The sequence below is a fragment of the Pandoraea fibrosis genome (assembly GCF_000807775.2).
In the GTDB taxonomy this organism is placed as follows: domain Bacteria; phylum Pseudomonadota; class Gammaproteobacteria; order Burkholderiales; family Burkholderiaceae; genus Pandoraea; species Pandoraea fibrosis.
Genome location: NZ_CP047385.1, coordinates 5,398,683 through 5,416,875, shown reverse-complemented (window position 1 = coordinate 5,416,875; position 18,193 = coordinate 5,398,683). Strand labels below are relative to the sequence as shown.

The 18,193-nt window shown below is 64.0% G+C and carries 15 protein-coding genes, 1 tRNA gene and 2 riboswitches; of the genes, 5 read left to right on the top strand and 11 right to left on the bottom strand.

The features are described 5' to 3' along the window. Positions 1-39: 39 nt before the first annotated feature. Genes PI93_RS23890 through PI93_RS23875 form a run of 4 tightly spaced genes read right to left on the bottom strand, consistent with a single transcriptional unit; the run spans position 40 to position 3,223 of the window. A complete protein-coding gene (locus PI93_RS23890; RefSeq protein ID WP_039366648.1) occupies positions 40-711 on the bottom strand; it encodes an RraA family protein in 672 nt (223 codons plus the stop codon). Between the two features lie 50 nt (positions 712-761). After that, positions 762-1,424 (bottom strand): RraA family protein, encoded by a 663-nt coding sequence (locus tag PI93_RS23885; RefSeq protein ID WP_039366536.1) that lies wholly within the window; start codon positions 1,422-1,424, stop codon positions 762-764. 45 nt (positions 1,425-1,469) lie between these two features. Beyond that, positions 1,470-2,150: an RraA family protein gene (locus PI93_RS23880; RefSeq protein ID WP_039366538.1), complete on the bottom strand. Its 681-nt coding sequence runs from the start codon at positions 2,148-2,150 to the stop codon at positions 1,470-1,472. 50 nt (positions 2,151-2,200) lie between these two features. After that, entirely contained in the window at positions 2,201-3,223 is a 1,023-nt protein-coding gene (locus PI93_RS23875; protein ID WP_039366540.1) for a DODA-type extradiol aromatic ring-opening family dioxygenase, read from the bottom strand. A 329-nt stretch (positions 3,224-3,552) separates the two neighbouring features. On the opposite strand from PI93_RS23875, the gene PI93_RS23870 reads away from it, so the two are divergent. Beyond that, positions 3,553-4,965 (top strand): MFS transporter, encoded by a 1,413-nt coding sequence (locus PI93_RS23870; RefSeq protein WP_052240431.1) that lies wholly within the window; start codon positions 3,553-3,555, stop codon positions 4,963-4,965. Between the two features lie 198 nt (positions 4,966-5,163). On the opposite strand, the gene PI93_RS23865 is transcribed toward PI93_RS23870, so the two are convergent. The 5 genes from PI93_RS23865 to PI93_RS23845 form a co-directional block, all read right to left on the bottom strand. Beyond that, positions 5,164-6,234 carry a porin gene (locus PI93_RS23865; protein WP_039366542.1) on the bottom strand — a complete coding sequence of 357 codons (1,071 nt, stop codon included), beginning with the start codon at positions 6,232-6,234 and terminating at the stop codon, positions 5,164-5,166. 444 nt (positions 6,235-6,678) lie between these two features. Next, positions 6,679-7,173, bottom strand: coding sequence for a RidA family protein (locus PI93_RS23860; protein WP_039366544.1), 495 nt, complete (start codon positions 7,171-7,173; stop codon positions 6,679-6,681). 140 nt (positions 7,174-7,313) lie between these two features. Further along, positions 7,314-7,700, bottom strand: coding sequence for a c-type cytochrome (locus tag PI93_RS23855; protein WP_039366546.1), 387 nt, complete (start codon positions 7,698-7,700; stop codon positions 7,314-7,316). Positions 7,701-7,773: 73 nt separating this feature from the next. Continuing rightward, positions 7,774-9,417 (bottom strand): flavin monoamine oxidase family protein, encoded by a 1,644-nt coding sequence (locus PI93_RS23850; RefSeq protein ID WP_224786208.1) that lies wholly within the window; start codon positions 9,415-9,417, stop codon positions 7,774-7,776. Positions 9,418-10,022: 605 nt separating this feature from the next. Continuing rightward, positions 10,023-10,098: transfer RNA gene (locus tag PI93_RS23845), tRNA-Arg, on the bottom strand. A gap of 378 nt (positions 10,099-10,476) precedes the next feature. Between PI93_RS23845 and PI93_RS23840 the strand changes: the two genes are divergently transcribed. Continuing rightward, positions 10,477-11,373 carry a c-type cytochrome gene (locus tag PI93_RS23840; RefSeq protein ID WP_039366548.1) on the top strand — a complete coding sequence of 299 codons (897 nt, stop codon included), beginning with the start codon at positions 10,477-10,479 and terminating at the stop codon, positions 11,371-11,373. A gap of 91 nt (positions 11,374-11,464) precedes the next feature. On the opposite strand, the gene PI93_RS23835 is transcribed toward PI93_RS23840, so the two are convergent. Together PI93_RS23835 and PI93_RS23830 are read right to left on the bottom strand one after the other, a co-directional pair. Beyond that, entirely contained in the window at positions 11,465-12,241 is a 777-nt protein-coding gene (locus tag PI93_RS23835; protein WP_039366550.1) for a metallophosphoesterase, read from the bottom strand. A 480-nt stretch (positions 12,242-12,721) separates the two neighbouring features. Next, positions 12,722-14,827, bottom strand: a complete 2,106-nt coding sequence (locus PI93_RS23830) for a UvrD-helicase domain-containing protein (RefSeq protein ID WP_039366552.1) — start codon at positions 14,825-14,827, stop codon at positions 12,722-12,724. 268 nt (positions 14,828-15,095) lie between these two features. On the opposite strand from PI93_RS23830, the gene PI93_RS23825 reads away from it, so the two are divergent. From PI93_RS23825 to gcvH, 3 genes are all read left to right on the top strand, one after another. After that, a complete protein-coding gene (locus PI93_RS23825; RefSeq protein WP_144400382.1) occupies positions 15,096-16,082 on the top strand; it encodes a zinc finger Ran-binding domain-containing protein in 987 nt (328 codons plus the stop codon). Positions 16,083-16,233: 151 nt separating this feature from the next. Continuing rightward, positions 16,234-16,330: riboswitch (glycine riboswitch) on the top strand. Between the two features lie 8 nt (positions 16,331-16,338). Further along, positions 16,339-16,475: riboswitch (glycine riboswitch) on the top strand. Positions 16,476-16,620: 145 nt separating this feature from the next. Next, on the top strand, positions 16,621-17,727 hold the full coding sequence (gene gcvT, locus PI93_RS23820; protein WP_039366559.1) for a glycine cleavage system aminomethyltransferase GcvT: 1,107 nt from the start codon (positions 16,621-16,623) through the stop codon (positions 17,725-17,727). Between the two features lie 78 nt (positions 17,728-17,805). Next, on the top strand, positions 17,806-18,189 hold the full coding sequence (gene gcvH, locus PI93_RS23815) for a glycine cleavage system protein GcvH (protein ID WP_039366561.1): 384 nt from the start codon (positions 17,806-17,808) through the stop codon (positions 18,187-18,189). Positions 18,190-18,193 lie beyond the last annotated feature (4 nt).

Genomic DNA, 18,193 nt, shown 5'->3' with positions numbered 1-18,193 from the left:
TTCGTCCGACAGACGATGCCTGCGCCCTTCAATCCTGCTTCAACGATTCCAGCCGTAGATGTCCAGCGACGCCTCACCCGCTTCAAGGCGGCGAATGATGTCCGCTTCCTTCGCCTCGCGCTCGTGTGCGGCACTCACCACCGTGTCGAGCGACGCCTGGGGCAACACCACGACACCGTCGGCATCGCCCACGACCACATCGCCGGGCTGGATCACGATGTCTTCGAAGCGCACCGGATAGCCGATCCATCCCCGCGCATCGAAGTCCTTGCCCGTGCCGCGAATGCACAAGCCTCGCGCAAAGACAGGAAAGCCGAAACGCTCGAGAATCGCACCGTCGCGCACGCAGCCGTCGATCACGAGTCCGCCGAGCTTGCGCGCACGACCCATCGTCGACATTACTTCCCCCCAATAGCCGGCGTCGTAATGCCCGGCCACTCGAACGACGAGCACGTCTCCCGGGGTGGCCAACGCCAGTGCGCGATGCAGCCAGAGATTGTCGGCCGGTGGCGCATCCACGGTCAGCGCCGGTCCGCACACGCGAAACGACGGCGCCATCGGTTTGATCGCGGCGGGTAGCGCGCCGATCTTGCCCGCAGCTTCGTGAAGGGTGGCGACGGGTAAGGCCGCGACACGCGCCAGGAGCGCAGGCGCCGGGCGCGCGAAGTCGAGGTTGATCGTCGGCAGACGGGCGAACGGATATTGCGACATGAGCGACGTGGGCGACGTCGTGCGCGAAGTGGCGTCCATGCGTCGTCTCCTTAGCGTTGGCGTGTTTGCAACTGGTGATAGCCCAGATCCTTACGGGCGTCGTCCAGACGCTTGCCGCCGCGAACCGCTTCGCGGATATGACGTTCCGCCGCGTCGATGGCCTCGGCGGCATCCAGCACATTGGCTTCGTGCTCCTTCGGAATCACGACCACGCCGTCGGCATCGCCGCGCAGGATGTCGCCGGGATTTACGCGTGCATTGCCGATGTTGACCGGCACGCCCACTGCTTCGACCTGCACGCGATCCTTGCCGGTGCGCATCCAGTTGCCCCGGCTGAAGATCGGGTAGCCGAGTTCGAGCGCGAGCGAGACGTCGCGGCAGATGCCGTCGATCACCGTGCCGGCGATGCCGCGTCGATGGGCGATCTCGGTGAGAATGTCGCCCCACACGGTGCAGTCTTCGCGTCCGCCGTTATCGAGCACGAGCACTGTGCCCGGCGGGATGTCGTCGATGTAGTCCCCGACGGTGCCCGGCGGCGTGCTGGCCGGACCATATTGCAATGTGTAGGCACGACCGGCCATGCGAAAGCCGCTGGCGCGCGCCTTAACCTGATGACATTGGCCGGCGATGCCGAGCCGATCGAGCGCGTCGCTCAGCGTAGCGGTGTCGAGTGCCGCCGCGCGGGCGACGTTGGTGTCTTGCGATTGAGTCATGACGTGTCTCCTGATAAGGGGTCTGGCGCGTGTTCTGCCCGCCGCTCAGGCGGCGGTGTCGCGCAACATGTGTTCGTAATTCGCCCCCATCACTTCGGTGACCGGGTGGCCGGCGAGCAGTGCCTTGGCCATCGCCGCCTCGCGCGCGGCAATCTGTTCTGCGGCGTCGAGGACACGGCCGATGTTCGCCGCGCTCACGAAGACCACCGCGCTGTTGTCGGCAATCACGAAGTCGCCGGGCGCGACGGGGAAGCCGTCCACGTGGATGGGAATGTTGGTGCCGGCCTCGGCGACGCGTGCACGAGCGGTGCGCGCCGTCAGTGAGCGGCAGAACACCGGCAGGTCATAGTCGCGGGCCTCGTCGATATCGCGCACGGGGCCGTCGGCGACGACGCCTGCGATGCCGCGTTGTACCGCCGCGAGCGACAGGATGCCGCCCCAACTACCGGCGTCGAGTCCTGTGCGTTGCTCGACGACGATGACGTCGTCGGCCCCCGCCAACATCACGGCGGTGGTGCCAAGATGACGCGGCGTGCCGGTGACGGGTGGCGCATCGGCCGCCGCAACGAGCTTCACGGTGATCGCACGTCCGGCGATGCGTCGCGCGCCCGAGCGTTGTGGCAGATGACTGACGGTGCTGGGCAGACCGAGCTTGTCGAGGGCGTCCGAGACGGCGCAGGCATCGAGTTTTCGCAGTCGCGAGACGGCGTTGGCAGGAGCGTTCATGACGGGTCCTTGCTAAGTGATGTGAGAGGTCGGAGGCGGCGCGGCGTGCGTCACGCCGGGGCCCAGTAGGCGAACGCCATCGCGTTGCCCGTGCCGGCTTCGGTGCGATAGCACGGCACGTAGTCGACGAGCGTCATCTGCCAGTCGATGTCGTGCATCGCGGCGGCCAGCGGGTACCAACTCTTGATCTCCGCCGTATTGCCGTTGAAGTACGACTCGGGAATGTCGGCCAATGCCGCCTCGTCACGCGCGACGAAAGCATTCAGCACCCGTTTGTCGAGCGCTTCGTCGATGACGAAGTGCGTCATGCCGCCCGAGGCGAGCACCGCCACGCGCAGGTCGCCGGGCAACCGCTCAATGGCAGCGCGCAAGGCGTGACCGAACGCCAGACACCGTGCCGCGCGCGGTTGATTGGGCGCCACGCCCACGTTCAGGAAGATCGGCACACTGGGCGGGGGCAGGTCGCGCATGATGCGCCGGTAGAGAAAGCCGAACGCATGCGGAATGCCATGCTGGCGATCCTCCCCGCCGGGCAGCCGCACCGAACGCGCGACATCGAAGTGCGCATCGCACAACGATCGGATGAGTGCATCGGCCACGTCCGGCGATCCGGGATAGGTCGCGCCCTGGGGCGGGCAGTGTCCCGCTTCCGCCACGGCGACCCCCGGCGGCAACCGTTCGACTTGCGCCTCGGTGAGCGGAATGTTCTCGATACGTTCGCCCGCGTAGATCGTGATCGACGGCGTCAGATCCTCCTTGAAGACTTCGCGCTGATCGTTGCCCAGCAGGATCACCATATCGGGCCGCGCGGCGGCGAACCGATCCGCGAGCGTGTCGAGCGCACGCTGACATGCCTCGAAGCGCGCCTGCTTTGCCTCGGGTTCGATGGCCTCGGCGAAGTACGGCGAATCCTCGGCGCGTGCGGCCAGCAGGGCGTCGTATGGCATCGACTCGCCCCGGAACCAGTGCTGTGCATTCTTGCGATCCGCCCCGGCGCGCAGATGCCACATCTCGGGCGGGGTCGCGAGCATCGGTCCATGCGAACACCCCATTGCGAAAACGATCCGTGCCATCAGTACGCTCCCCGGCACGACACCGGCGCTTCGCGCCGACGCACGACTTCTGCTTGCCTCATGTGTGTCTCCGTGTGACGGCATCCACCCGAAAAGTCGCGATGCCGATCTCGCTTAATCAGTATTACTGTATGCGTGTTTGATCGAAGAATAGGCGGGTTGCATTTGGGTTGTCAACGCCTGTTCGACTATTTTTTCGTCGTGTTTGACACGGGTCATAACAGACATATAGTATGCGTGTTATGCCGCGTCGTAGTGCGGGCAGGCACCGGTTCACGAGCCGCAAGTCGCGCGCAACACTCAATACGATAACGATACTGGAGGCAGACATGACCCAATCCGCGATGGACGCCAGCCCGGCGAACGCGCCCCCGCTAGATCCCGCGCACGCCACGCCGTCGGCGCCATCCGTGGCCTCCGCTGCGTTGGCGGCACAGACCTCCGGCAGCGACACACGCCGCGTGGGGCTGCGCGACTGGTACATGCTGATCGTGCTCACGGCCATCTTCGTGCTGTCGTTCATCGACCGGTCGTCTCTCTCGCTCGTGGTCGGCCCGCTCAAACAGGAACTGGGCGTGAGCGATTTCCAGATGAGCCTGTTGCTCGGGCTCTCGTTCGTGGTGCTCTACAGCACGTTCAGCATTCCCGCCGGGTATCTCGCCGACCGGTTCAGCCGTCGCGGCATCATCGGCTGGGCCGTGTTCGTCTGGTCGTCGATGACGGTGCTGTGCGGCTTCGCGTCGAACTACATTCAGCTCTTTCTCGGACGCACGGGGATCGGCATCGGCGAGGGCGCACTGCAACCGGCCGCCTATTCCATGATTCGCGACACCTTCCCGCCGGACCGGCGCGGTCGTGCGTTCGGCATTTACCACATGGGGCCGATGCTCGGCGTGGGCTTCTCGCTGTTCGTCGGCGGCACGCTGCTTAGCCTGTCGCAGAGCGGCGACGTGGCGCACTGGCCGATTCTCGGTTCGCTCCGGCCGTGGCAGTTCGTGATTGTCGTGCCCGGACTGCTGGGGATTCCGCTCGCACTGCTGATGCTCACGTTGCGAGAGCCCAAGCGCGCCGCCAGGCAGCAGGCCTCGGATGCGGCGGGCTATCGCGACGCCTTGCGCTTCATTCGTAGCGAGTGGCGTCTGTATGTGCCGTTGTGGACGGCGGCCACGCTCTACGCCATGGCGATCTCGGGCTTCAACGCCTGGTTGCCGACGGTGATCGCGCGCGCCTGGCAATTGCCGCTGCCGAGTATCGGCCGCATGCTGGGGCCGCTGATGATGGTGTCGGTGCCTGCGGGGCTGGTGTTGCTCGGTGCCGTCATGGATAGGTTGTCGCGCCGTGGGCGCCGTGCGGCGCCGCTCGAAGTGGCGATGGTCTCGACGTTCCTCTCCTGCCTCGCCACGCTCTTCCTCGCCTTTACGGATAACCATGTGCTGGCCGTCGTGCTGTACGTTTGCCACACGTTCTTTGCCAGCCCGATTCCGTCGTCTGCCGGCGCCACGATGGCGCAGATCACGCCGGGACGCATGATGGGCAAGCTCTCGTCGCTTTTCTTTCTGGTGCAGAACCTGCTCGGCCTCGCCCTGGGACCGACGGTCGCGGCCACCATCTCGCATCTGTTCTTCAGCGGCCCGATGGCGATGGGGTACGCCATCATCACGACCTTCTGCGGCTGTACGGCAATCGCCGGCGTGATGTACGCTCTGGTCGCCGCGCAAGTCCGCCGCCGAAACTTCGAGTAACGCCGCTGCCGGCTTTCCGGCACACGACGCGCCGTCTGCCTTTGGGCAACGGCGCTTTTTTTGCGTCCGCGACACGCCGGATCGATCGGACCGACCGCCTTCCACCGGTCGACGTGCACGAGATGCTGCGCATAAAAAAACCACCGCAACGATCGCGGTGGTCAAGGTACGACGCATGAAGCCTTCAGGGGATGCTTTTCAGAAGCGGTGCCGCAAGCCGACGCCGACACCTGTCTGGTCGCGGCCATTCGGGAACTCGGCGCGCTGAGCCCCGTGACCGACGCTGTAGTCCACCGTGCCGTACAGCGTGGTGCGGCGCGAGAAGCCGTACTCTGCGAGCAGCACATAGGTCTCTCGCGATCCGTCGCCGGCATCGCCGGTCACGCCGTTCACGTTGCTGGCACGGTCGTAGTACACGGCGGCCGACAGCGTGAGCGGCTTCGAGACCTGATACGCCACGCCCGCGAAGAACGCGTTGTCCTTGCGCGGGTTCGGGCCGCCTGCCACCCCACGGCCCGAGAGGAAACCGTCGACGAAGCCGGTCTTGTCGTTGCTGTTGTAGTAGCCGAGTGTGAGCGTGGCCGGACCCCATTCGTACTTGAGGTCCAGGTTGTAGATCATCTGTGTATTGGCCTGAATGTCCCGGTTCTGCAGCACGTTCGCGGCAATGCCGAACGGCTTGCCCACATAGGCCACCGAGAGCACGTAGCCGGAATTGCGCGCCGTACTGCCTGCCACGCCGCCGACGATGTATTCCAGGCCGACCTGGATGTCCTGATACCGCTTCGAGTATTTGACGGCGTTGTTGGCACCGTTCGGGCCGTTAGTGCCGAACACGACGGGCATCCACTCGTTCTGGTCGTAGTTGCCGACCGTGAGTGGATCCCAGCCCTCGATCAGGAGCTCCCAGAGCGGGTTGTCCTGCGTGCCGATGGTGACCTTGCCGTAGTCGCCCTCGAGGCCGACGTATGCCTTACGGTTGAAAATCTTGCCGGTGCGCTGCGACGTCCCGTTGTTCAGGTGATAGCCGCCCTCGAGCATGAAGAGCGCCTTCATGCCCTGACCGAGGTCTTCCTTGCCATAGATGCCCCAACGGCTTTGCGAGATGGCGCCGTCGGTGAGCGCGAAACTGCTCTTGTTGTCACTGGTAGCGCCAGACAGATAGCGAAGGCTCGCATCCGCCACGCCGAACATTGTCACGCTCGATTGCGCGAACGCCGGCGAGGCGATCAGCGCCCCGGCGGCCAGAGGAAATGCCCATGTCTTCATTTAATGCCTTCCCCAATGCGCCAACCGCCCTGCAGCGGCCGGTCATAGTAGCACCGCCGCGGCCTCGTTACTGTCGTCAGATCGTACAGGTTCCGGCAATATATTTCGTATAACTAATCAATTGTCGTGTACCTGAGGATGCACATCTTCCTCGCCGGCCTCCAAAGCGATAGCGAAGAAAATCCGGACAATGACGATACCCAAACCACCCGGCGCATCTGGCGCCGACGGTCTCCCTTGCCGCGACTATAAATTTGTATACCTAATTATTTTGATGTATGCTTTCCGTCGTAGTCCCCTCCCGAATGGCAAGCGTTGCGCACGCCGTTGAAGTGGTCCGGAGGCGCGACGCTCCCTGTCCGGAGCGTCGCAATTTCCCGAACTCCCGTGACGGACGATGCCCAGCGTTGGCGCGCATCGTCCACCCTGCCATGACCGCCCGACTTATTTCGCACCGGCCGGCTTCACAGCGATCACCTCGATTTCCACCATCCAGCCCGGATCGACCAGACGTGCCGCCTGCAACACGGAGCGCGCCGGCAGGTTCGGACCGTTCTTGTCGAAGAACTGGTAGTAACCGTTCATGAAGCCACCGAAGTCCATGACGTTGTTCTTCGCGGGGTCTCCCACGAGGAATACCTGCATCTTGACCACGTCCTTCATGCCGAGATTCATGCTCGCGAGCAGCGCCTGAATCCGCTTGAGCACACTGACTGTCTGCTGCTCGGTGTTGCCGTAGCCACCGCCTTCGAGCTTCTCGGGCACCTGGCCGCTCAAATACACGGTTGACGCGTTGGCCGGCACCTCGACGGCGAGCGCGAGCGGGCCGGGGGTCTTCGGCAGATGGCGCACGACTTCCTGCGCGCCTGCGGCATGTGTCCACCACATGGCAGCGCCAAGCGCCGCGACCTTCCACCATCCTTTCGCTGATATCGTCATATGAGTTCCTGAAGAGTGTTGAATCGATGGCGCGCGCGTGCCCACGCGCGCCGGATTTTCCGACGCGTGACTGTCGTGCTTGCTATTCCTGCTACCCGGGGCCGGCGTGCTGTGCGGTATGGCGCAGCACGCCGTGGGCGTCAGTTGCCTTTGGAGCCGCCTTCCGCTTCCTTCGCCGCCACGGTCTTGCGCACGGCCGCGACCTGTTCGACCGTGACCGGGGCGGCGTTATTGCCCCACTCGCCGCGAATGAAGCTCACGACCGCGGCGATCTGCGTGTCGTTGAGCGACGAGTTGAACGTTGGCATGCCACCTCGTCCGCCGATCACGGTCTCGACGACCTTGGAAGGATCGCCCAGGACGAACTTGTCGCCCTTAAGTGCGGGAAATGCACCGGGAATCCCTTGCCCGCCTGCCTGATGGCACGCTGCGCAGTTGTTGCCGAAGAGGGTTTTGCCCGACGGCGTCTGTGCGTGTGCGATACCGGCCGCGAGACCGAACAACGCGATCGACCACAACTTTTTCATTGCCTCACTCCTGTCCTTTTCTTCTGACTGCCACTGACTTTGCTTCTGAAACCGTGCTTGCTGTGCGCCGGGCTCACGCACTCAGACGCGCATGCAATTGCTCGATCTGGTACCAGGCCGACTCGATGGCGCCGGCCTGCCAGCCATTGAGATGACTCATGTGTTCGCCGGCGAGCAACGTGCGTCCTTCGCCCTTGAGCAGGCGGGGATAGGCGGTGCGGCGTCCGGCTTCGCTCCAGTCGGCCCAGCCGCCGAGGTTGTACTTCACGCGATGCCAGGCCACCGAGAACGACGACTCGGCCGAGTCGCGGTACTGTCCCGGGAACACCTTTTCGCCTGCGGCCAGACCGAAGTCCGTGCGCTCCTTCAGGGACATCGCACTGACCTGTGCCGCCATCGCACCGAAGTTGTAGTAGGACAGCAGCGTGCCCTTCTGTCCCTGCCAGTTGGTCGACGGCAGCGAGATCAGCGTGGCGCCCTTGATGTCGGTCTGGATGTGACCACCGTAAATGAAGTGATCCTCTTCCCAGAAACGGCGCTTCATCTGCACGCCCAGCTTGCCGACCGGCTCGTAGGCGACCTGCATGGCGTCTTTGAAACCGTCGGAGAAGTCGGTGTCGATCTGCTTGAGCACGGACAGCGGGATCGTGCACAGGCAGAAGTCGCCCTTGATCGTGCGTCCCGCGCCGGTGCGCGTGTCTTTGCACTGCAGCACCACACCGCTGTCGGTGTTGCGCAGACTCACGACTTCGGTGTTGTAGCGAATCATCTTCTTCGTGCGGGCCTCGAACGCCTTGGCCACATGGTCCATGCCGCCCACGGCCTGGAGCATCGTCTTTTGCTGTTCGATGTCGTTGGCCGAGCGATAGATGTTGCCGAGCTTCGACTTGAGCAGATCCCCGAATTGCAGCGGATCGGTCAACTCGCCTGCCTGCACGCCGGGGTAGGTCTTGTAGCCGCGCGCCGACGTGCCCTTGTAGTCGAGGTCTTTCTTGTTCAGATAGCCTTCGTGCACGAGGTAGTCGAGCAACAGTGCCTTGTCGCCTTCGTTGAGCTGGTCGTTGAGCTTGCCCGCGCGCAGCGTCTTGGCGAAGAGTTCGTCGGTGTAGCCGCGCATGTCCGCCTTGATCTCGAACTGACGCAGACGCTTGCCCGCAAGCGGGCCGTCGATGTTTTCCTTGTAGACGTAGGCCGCGTCGTTGTCGTTGTTGAACAGTTCGAGCGGCACGCCGAATTCGCGCGTGTAGTGAAGCGTGGACTGCTGGCAGAACGGAATGCGCCACGGGCCGTGGTTGATGTACTGCCCTTCGTCGAAGTTGCAGACCTGGCGCTCGCCGCCCAGCTCTGTCAGCTCGAAGCCCCGGCGGGCGGTCTGACAACGGCCACCGGCAAAGCCGCGCGCTTCGACGATCTCGCATTGATAGCCGAGCTTTGAAAGCTCGTAGGCGGCGGTCATGCCGGCAAGGCCGGCGCCGAGAATCACCACGCGCTTGCCGCGTCCGCTGCCCGAGAGCCTCGGGGGCGACGTGCGTACCGAGGCGAGATCCACGCCCCATGCCTTCATCGTGGCCAGCATGAGACCGCTGCCGCCAATGGCGAGTGTACGCATCAGGAAATCCCGGCGCCGCAACCGGCCCCCGCCTCCCTGTACGTCTGCCCCAGCCATCGAATCCATCGAACCGAACGACTTACCCGTGGTTTGTTGCGCGTCTGACATGACTCTCCTCACTCTTGGATGATGCAACCTGTCGCGAATGCCAACGCCGTGCGCCTGATGTGCGAGGGCGCGCCACGACCTTGCGGACGAGCGCAACCGGCAAGCGCATGCAGCGCTTCGGCGAACGAAAACGGGGGATAGTGAGAAGGCTCAGGGCGAGTGGCCAGAGGACCGCATGATGTCTCCTTAAGCGCGAATTCCGGGGCGAGCTCGACGGTCTTGCGCCGTCGTAACGCCGGGTTCTTGTCTTCTCGTGAAACGTCACCCTCAGAGCCGGCCGATTGCGCGCTCCGGGGGGACGTGCGGCCGGTCGAATATCAATCACGCCGACGCTGCACTGCGGAGCCAATCCTGCTCAGGGGAATCGGGTATGCTTGCTCGCCTGATGTCCCAGGTCTGCCAGCCACCATAACGACCATACTATATGCGTGTTATGGCTTGAGATATTAGCGTTACTACTTAGCGTGCGTATGGATGTGGCGAACGATGAGGGGGGCTTCGGCAGGGCTTTCCGGGGCGAGGTCTTCTACAGGTCGTCGCGCCAACACGCAATCCGGCTTCGAACGGGGTGTCCGAGTGACATCTCGTTAATCGATGGATTGGATTGGCGCGCCCGACTGGAATCGAACCAGTGACCCTCGGCTTCGGAGGCCGATACTCTATCCCCTGAGCTACGGGCGCTATGCTGACCACCGGCGAAGAGGGCGCGAACGCGCTGCCGGTAGGCAAAGAGGTAGAAGCATAGCGGTTTTGCCGCGCGGCGTCCATGCCCCGTGCATACCAATGCCCCACAATGCGGCAATTCGATGCCGGGCGCCTCACTTGCGCGGATTTCGTGTGACTGCAACGCCCCCGCAGTTTGCGCACGAAGCATGCGGAACATGGCTTTAGCTTTCGCGTAAGTTAGGGAAAATACGGGACTTTTGCGGCGTCTGCGCACCGTCTTGGCGTGTCATCGGTCGAGGGTTTGTTGCTACAATGGCTCGTTATTTTGACTGGATGGTGCCGACCGTCCGGTGTGATGCACTCGGTTTCCACAAAAACTATTGAGAGATCCGCATGAGTGAAGCACATAACGAGCATGAGTCCCTGATCAAAACACCCAAGCAGCTCATCGCCGCAGTCATCGCAGGTTTTCTCGTACCGATCGTTATCATCGTCCTGCTGGTCAATTACGTGGGCAACAACGCCCTGACCGGCGCCGGCAGTTCCGCCATGACCGAAAAAGCCATTGCCGAGCGCATTGCGCCCGTGGCCAAGGTCGAAGTGAAGGATGCCAGCGCGCCCCGCGTCTATCAGACCGGTGAGCAACTCTATAAGGCCGTTTGCGCCGCCTGCCACGCCGCGGGTACCGCCGGTGCGCCGAAAGTCGGTTCCGCCGACTGGGCGCCGCGCATTGCTCAGGGCTATGACGAAATGCTGAAGATCGCGCTGGCCGGGAAAGGCGCGATGCCCGCCCGTGGCGGCACCAGTCCCGACGACGTGACGGACTACGAAATCGGCCGCGCCATCGTCTACATGGCCAACGCCTCGGGCGGCAAGCTGCAGGAACCGACTGCGCCGGCTCAGCCCGCTTCGGGCGCCGCTGCGGCACCCGCCTCGGGGGCTCCGGCCGCTGCGTCGGGCGCCGACGCCGGCTCCGCCGCGGCTGCCGCCGCCGCCATGGCCTCGCTCAAGACCGCCGCTCCGGCCGCTGCCGGCGCGGGCAGCAATCTCGACGCAGGCAAGAAGCTCTACGACACCGTCTGTATGGCTTGCCATGCGAGCGGTGTGATGAATGCCCCGAAGTTCGGCGACAAGGCCGCATGGGCACCGCGTATTGCCACCGGTATCGACACGCTGCACAACGCGGCTCTCAAGGGGCTGAACGCCATGCCGCCGAAGGGCGGTGCCGCCAATGCGTCGGATGACGACGTCAAGGCGGCCGTCGACTACATGGTGAGCGCGGCCAAGTAAGCGGCATATCGGGCTTGCCGCATCGCCATAAAAAATCCCCGCTTCGGCGGGGATTTTGATTTCTGTCAGTGCAACGCAGCGAAGTCCCGGATCACACCCGCACGACCATCTGCGGATCGAAGGCCGCATTCTCAACGCGGCCCTCGAAGCAATAGCCACGAGGATTGCACAGCACCCGGGTGCGGCCCACCCGGTAGTCGAACGAATCGTGCGTATGGCCGTGGACCCATAACGCGGCGTCGGACTGGTCGACAAACGAAGTGAAATCCGAAATGAAGGCCGGATTGACGAGCGATCCCGCGAAGCGCGGGTGAATGCTCTGCGGCGTCGGGGCGTGGTGCGTGACCACGACGCTCGGGCCGTCATGCGGCGCGGCAAGCGTTCGGGAGAGCCACGCGACGTTCTCACGACACAACGCGGCACAGTCGTCCGGCGAGAAAAACGGCAGATCGGACCACGGTGCAGCCGGGTCGCCAATACGAATGCGCGTGAAGTCGCGCACGAACTTCTGCGATTCCTCGATGACAGCATCGTGCTTGCCCTCGGCGTCGTACAGCGCGAAGTCCGTCCACAGCGTGGTGCCTACGAAGCGCACGCCATCGATCACGACCGTGCCACGCTCGAGCAGATGAACGTGGGTGCCGGCCGTGAGGCGTCGCAGTTCTGCCAGTGTGCCCGCGAGCGTCGCGCCGTAGAACTCGTGATTACCGGGGACATAGACGACAGGGCGCGGCAATTGCTTCGCCCACTCGATGGCTTGCGCCGGCCGGCTGATATCGCCGGCAAGAATCGTGACATCCGCCTCGACGTCGGGAATGGCCAACGGCGCCACGGACAAATGCAGGTCTGACAGGATATGCAGTCTCACGCACCACGCTCCACAAAGGCTTGAGGATCGGTGCCGCACCCCCCGTCGAAGTCGTGTGTGCCAGACGCATCACATGCGCGCCGGAGGTGTGGGCATTGGACCGAAATCAACGCAATTCGCGCGCTGTTTCGCCCGTTTTTTACCGACTATCGCCCGCGCTGCGCCGATGGTCAAGATGTCTTTGTCATCGAAAGGATGGGCCTCTATAGTGAAACTTCACCTGACGAGTGGAGGCGAGCCTATGCGCAAACTGTTGGTTGCTGTTCTGCTTTGTTTGACCGGTCTGGCAGGTGTGGTCGTGGCGTCGAGCCCGGCAGCCGCCTGTGATCAGACGTCTTCGGGTAGTGGCAAATAGCAGCAAGCATTGACTTCACGGTACGCCCTACCGCCGCAGACAGCCCCGGTCGGATGTCGCCGTTCCTCAAGCCAGCCCCCGCACGCGGGGGCTATTCGTTTGTGCGCAAGGCACGCAGGATGACGTCAGGCGCCCGACGATGATGGCGTCTTGTTGCTGCCACCGGCGAGCATGGCCTTGAGGCTCGCGAGGCGATCTTTCGGCGACATGGGCGCGTCTTCAGGGGGCGGGGGCGGCGCTTCGTCGAGTTGCATCTCCGGCACGAAACGCGACACTTCGCAGGAGAACGTCTCCCGCGCCCGTTTGCGCTTCTTGCACCACGACAGTTGCAACGTGCGCTGCGCCCGCGTGATGCCCACATACATCAGGCGGCGCTCTTCTTCGATCTTCTCGGCGGTGACTTCCTCATCCTCGCGAATGTGCGGCAGGATGCCTTCTTCCACACCAACGAGAAATACGTGCGGATACTCCAGCCCCTTCGAGGCGTGCAACGTTGACAGACGCACCGCATCGGGATCGTCGCCGTCGCGGCCTTCGAGCATCGACATCAGGGCGATGGTCTGGGTGAGTTCCATCAGGCTTTTGGCGTCGTCGTCCAGATCGTCGGGGTTGTCGAGACCGGCGGCATCTGCGCCGCTGGCACGCGTGCCCTTGCGCTTCATCCATTCGAGGAACTCGAGCACGGTGGTCCAGCGCGACTGCGCCTGACGCTCGTCGAACGTGTCGTACAGATACGCCTCGTAGTGAATGCCTTCCATCAGGTCATCGATGACCTCGTTGGCCGGGTCGCGCGCCGCTCGCGCCGCGATGCGCTGAATGAAATCGCAGAAGGCCCGCAGCGGTTCGAGTTGGCGAGGCTGCAAGCGCGCTTCGACCGCCCCCATATAGACGGCTTCGAACAGCGAGACCTTCGCCTGCCCGGCGAAGCTGCCGAGGACTTCGAGCGTGGTGCTGCCCACACCACGGCGCGGCGTGGTCACCGCACGAATGAACGCGGGATCGTCGTCGGGATTGGCCAGCAAGCGAAGATACGCGCACAAATCCTTGATTTCCGCCTTGTCGAAGAATGACTGACCGCCGGAGAGCACATAAGGGATGCGCTCGCGCCGCAACACCTGTTCGAAGATGCGCGCCTGATGGTTGCCGCGATAGAGGATGGCGTAGTCGCGAAACTCGGCGCGGCGCTCGAACTTGTGTGCCGACAGACGAAACACCACCGACTCAGCCTCGTGCTCTTCGTCGTTCATTGCCGTGACGGTGATCGGATCGCCGAGTCCGTGCTCACTCCACAGCTTCTTCTCGAAGATTTTCGGATTCTTCGCGATGACGTTGTTCGCCGCCGTCAGGATGCGCGACGTCGAACGATAGTTTTGCTCCAGCTTGATGACCTTGAGCGTGGGGAAGTCCACCTGCAACTGCTTGAGGTTTTCCAGCGTCGCGCCGCGCCAGCCGTAGATCGCCTGATCGTCGTCGCCCACGGCGGTGAACGCCGCACGCGGGCCCGCCAGCAGCTTGAGCAGCAGGTACTGGCAGGTGTTGGTGTCCTGATACTCGTCGATGAGCAGATAGCGCAGCTTGTTCTGCCAGCGATCGCGCACGTCTTCGTCGCGGGCGAACAGTTCGGCAGGCAGACGGATGAGGTCGTCGAAATCGACGGCCTGATAGGCCTGCAACGTAGCCATGTAATTGCGATAGACGAGCGCGGCCTGGTGTTCGTCGGCAGTCTCGGCGGCGGCCAGTGCCGTCTCGGGCGTGACCAGTCCGTTCTTCCAGAGCGAGATCGCCGTCTGCACGCCGCGGATCATCGCCTTGTCGGTCGTGCCGAGTTGTTCCTGAATCAGGCCGAAGCAGTCGTCCGAGTCGAGGATCGAGAACTGCGGCTTCAGTCCGACGTTCTCCGCCTCGCGTCGCAAAATCTGTACGCCCAGCGAGTGAAAGGTACAGATCGTGAGCTGATTGACCGGCACCTTTCGGCCCTCTTTGCCTGGGGTGCTGAGTGTCTTGCCTTCGAGCTGCTTGGCCACGCGCTCGCGCATTTCGGCAGCGGCCTTGTTCGTGAAGGTCACGGCGGCGATGTGCTTCGGCTCGAATCCCTTCGTTTCGATCAGCCACGCGATTTTCTGCGTGATGACGCGCGTCTTGCCACTCCCCGCGCCGGCCAGCACGAGGCATGGGCCATCGAAATAATGCGTGGCTTCGTTCTGGGCAGGATTGAGCGGAAAAGACGACATGGCGTGAAACGGTGGGATATGAGCAGCGATCGGCGGGCACGCGTGAGCCGCGGTGGGCGCGCGCCGGCACGGGCATCGAAGTTGGCAAGCGCCAAGGGGTGGGCAAGTCTATCACGCGGGGTGTGCATGGCCGTGACACCGTGGCGCTCGCGTGGCTCCCCACTGTGGGGCTGGCGCGACGCCTCGCCGCAGGGTTCGCGCTGCACGCTGGCGTCGGGGGAGACGCGGTGCCTATAATAAAAAACGTTGCCATCGTGGTGGGGTCGCCGTGCAATGTCCAACCTGTGGGACGAACAACGCGCCGCGTGCGCCGTACTGTGTGAAGTGCGGTGCGAAACTCGCGGATGCCGAACCCGGTTTTCGGGATGACCGTCGGGTGACGGGCGCCGCAGGCGCTGGCGCGCTCGACGCTGTTGTGGGTGCGTCCGGCAACGCGCCCATGTCAGGGGCGCGCGCCGGCACGGCGCCATCGACGTCCACGGCAGGCGCGCCGGATGAGGCGCCGAAGCGGCGCGTCAAACGTGAGCGGGGCGAATCGCCCGGCTGGCTCAATGGCGCGCTGGTACTCGGCACCGCGATCTTTGCCGCCGTCGCGTTGCTCGGCATCTGGTGGAACCTGCGTGCCCCGTATGTCGACCCTGCCCCGAAGCCGCCGGGCGGGATTGCCGTCACGCCCTTCGGCGCGCCGATAGATGCGCCGCCCACCGTCGCGTCGGGCAACACAGCCGCTACTGCTGTGACTACTGGCGCTGGCGAGAGCGAAGCGTCTGCTGCACTGGCGCGTGCGCAGGCACTGGCCGCCGTTGATGCGGCCGCTTCCGGCGCCGCCGCCGACGTTGCCGCCGCCAGCCAGCCGGCGCCGCTGACCGCCTCGGCCGCGACCGCCGCGCTGACGGCTGCGGCGACGTCACTGGCCCCCGCTCGCCACGACACCCCGGACGACATGATGCAATTGCTCAGCCGTCGCGATGCCGGTGGCAGCACGCCTCGGCCCATGGCCAATGCCGATCTTCCCGCACACTACGACAATAACGACATCGGCCCGATCGCTGCCGAAGCGCAGCATCAGCCCGCAGCCGCGAGTGCGGCATCGGCCCCGGCGGCGGCCGCCACGATTGCCGCAGCGCTCGCGCAATGCGAACGCTATCGCTGGTACGAGGTGATACCGAAGCAGCGCTGTATCTGGGCGGTCTGTAATGGCCGCTGGGGGAAGGACGGCTGTCCGGCGGGCACGAATCCGGGCGAGTCGCGCTGAGCAGGAATCACGCGCAGCGCGATCAAAATTGACTGGCGCTTCCACGGCACGCCGACCAGCCGGAGATGCCCGCCGGGCGGTGCGCCGCACCGATTCGCACTCAGGCAGCCTGCGCCAAATTGACAGTCCTGCGCTTTCCCCGTAAAGTGCGCGAGCGTGGTCGGGAGAGCGCACCGGGAAGCACATGCCGGCGCCGCCGAAGGGGTAATACCCACAAACTCTCAGGCATCAAGGACCGTCCGCGCCGAAGGCTTTGCCTTCGATCTCTGGAGAGCGGTTGCGGCGTGCAGGCCACGCGAACAACCCACCGAAGGGGCCGGTCAGTGCAGCATGGCGCATCGCGCGTTGCACGCTCCGGGCAATCTCTCAGGTACCAAGGACAGAGGGGTCATCTCGCCAACTGGCATTGCGCCGGATTCGTGCACAAGCACGCGTCGGACGCGAAAAGTGCCGGTCGTCGAGATGACCCCTTTTTGCGTTTTCGGACAGTGTTTTCCGAAATCCCTGACCCTTGTGCCTCTGAGGCCCCGACGCTCCGATGACCGAACTCAAACGTACTCCGCTCAACGATACGCACCGCGCTGCCGGCGCCCGCATGGTCGATTTCGGCGGCTGGGACATGCCCGTGAACTACGGCTCCCAGATCGAAGAGCACAACGCCGTGCGCACCGACGCCGGTATGTTCGACGTCTCGCACATGTGTGTGGTCGATCTGCATGGCCCGAGCTGCCGCGAATTCCTGCGTTTCGCCGTTGCCAATAACGTCGACAAGCTGCAAACCCCGGGCAAGGCGCTCTACACCTGCATGCTCAACCCGAGCGGCGGTGTGATCGACGACCTCATCATCTATTTCATCGCCGAAGACTGGTTCCGTGTTGTAGTGAACGCCGGCACGGCCGACAAGGATCTCGCCTGGCTCGGTCAGCTCAACGCCCACGGCGACTACAGCCTGACGATCACCCCACGCCGCGATCTGTCCATCGTTGCCGTGCAGGGCCCGAATGCACGCGCCAAGCTCTGGCAAGCCGTGCCGGGCAGTCAGGACGTGAGCGAAGCGCTCAAGCCGTTCAACGCGGCATTCGCCAAGGACACCCCGTTCGGCGAATTGATGATCGCGCGCACCGGCTACACCGGCGAAGACGGCTTCGAAGTCATCGTGAACGCCGACCATGTGGCGGCGCTGTGGAACGCGCTGGTCGCGGTGGGCGTGCGCCCGGCCGGGCTGGGGGCGCGCGACACGCTGCGTCTGGAGGCCGGCATGAATCTGTACGGTCAGGACATGGACGACGACGTGTCGCCGCTCGATGCCGGCCTCGGCTGGACGGTCGAGAAGGAAAGCGAGCGCACGTTCGTCGGCAAGGATTCTTTGCTCTCGCGCGGTCAGACGTGGCGCTTCGCGGGCCTCGTGCTCGACGGCAAGGGCGGAGTGCTGCGCGCGCATCAGGTCGTGGTGACCGAGGCGGGCGATGGCGAAATCACCAGCGGCACGTTCAGCCCGAGCCTTCAACAATCGATTGCATTTGCCCGCCTGCCGAAGGGTGTGCCGGACGGCGCCATCGTCCATGTGCAAATTCGTGACAAGCAATTGCCCGCACGTGTGGTCAAATTACCGTTCGTGCGTCACGGCAAGGCCGTGGTGGCCTAAGAAAGATCGGCGCCACGGTGCGGCGACACGAAATACCGATAACCGAATACCCCAAACACTGAATCCCGGAGCGTCAACATGGCGAATATCCCCGATAAACTGAAGTACACCGAGTCCGACGAATGGGCTCGCCTCGAAGCCGACGGCACCGTGACCGTGGGCATCACCGATTTCGCACAGGAGTCCCTGGGCGACATCGTGTTCGTCGAGCTGCCGGATACCGGCCGCGTGGTGGCCGCCGATGAGGCATCGACCGTGATCGAATCGGTCAAGGCTGCGGCTGACGTCCACTCGCCGGTCAGCGGCGAGATCATCGAGACCAACACGGAAGTGTCGGGCTCGCCGGATCTGGTCAATAGCGACGCTTACGACAACTGGCTGTTCCGCGTGAAGCCGTCGAACGTTGCCGAGCTTGACAAGCTGCTGAGCGCCGAGCAATACGCCAAGAAGATCGGCGGCTGATGAC

What these genes read in the sequence shown, in the direction of transcription:
- PI93_RS23890 (WP_039366648.1), bottom strand. Translation starts at nt 711, where the DNA reads ATGTCGCAATATCCGTTCGCCCGTCTGCCGACGATCAACCTCGACTTC.
- PI93_RS23885 (WP_039366536.1), bottom strand. Translation starts at nt 1,424, where the DNA reads ATGACTCAATCGCAAGACACCAACGTCGCCCGCGCGGCGGCACTCGAC.
- PI93_RS23880 (WP_039366538.1), bottom strand. Translation starts at nt 2,150, where the DNA reads ATGAACGCTCCTGCCAACGCCGTCTCGCGACTGCGAAAACTCGATGCC.
- PI93_RS23875 (WP_039366540.1), bottom strand. Translation starts at nt 3,223, where the DNA reads ATGGCACGGATCGTTTTCGCAATGGGGTGTTCGCATGGACCGATGCTC.
- PI93_RS23870 (WP_052240431.1), top strand. Translation starts at nt 3,553, where the DNA reads ATGACCCAATCCGCGATGGACGCCAGCCCGGCGAACGCGCCCCCGCTA.
- PI93_RS23865 (WP_039366542.1), bottom strand. Translation starts at nt 6,234, where the DNA reads ATGAAGACATGGGCATTTCCTCTGGCCGCCGGGGCGCTGATCGCCTCG.
- PI93_RS23860 (WP_039366544.1), bottom strand. Translation starts at nt 7,173, where the DNA reads ATGACGATATCAGCGAAAGGATGGTGGAAGGTCGCGGCGCTTGGCGCT.
- PI93_RS23855 (WP_039366546.1), bottom strand. Translation starts at nt 7,700, where the DNA reads ATGAAAAAGTTGTGGTCGATCGCGTTGTTCGGTCTCGCGGCCGGTATC.
- PI93_RS23850 (WP_224786208.1), bottom strand. Translation starts at nt 9,417, where the DNA reads ATGTCAGACGCGCAACAAACCACGGGTAAGTCGTTCGGTTCGATGGAT.
- PI93_RS23840 (WP_039366548.1), top strand. Translation starts at nt 10,477, where the DNA reads ATGAGTGAAGCACATAACGAGCATGAGTCCCTGATCAAAACACCCAAG.
- PI93_RS23830 (WP_039366552.1), bottom strand. Translation starts at nt 14,827, where the DNA reads ATGTCGTCTTTTCCGCTCAATCCTGCCCAGAACGAAGCCACGCATTAT.
- gcvT (WP_039366559.1), top strand. Translation starts at nt 16,621, where the DNA reads ATGACCGAACTCAAACGTACTCCGCTCAACGATACGCACCGCGCTGCC.
- gcvH (WP_039366561.1), top strand. Translation starts at nt 17,806, where the DNA reads ATGGCGAATATCCCCGATAAACTGAAGTACACCGAGTCCGACGAATGG.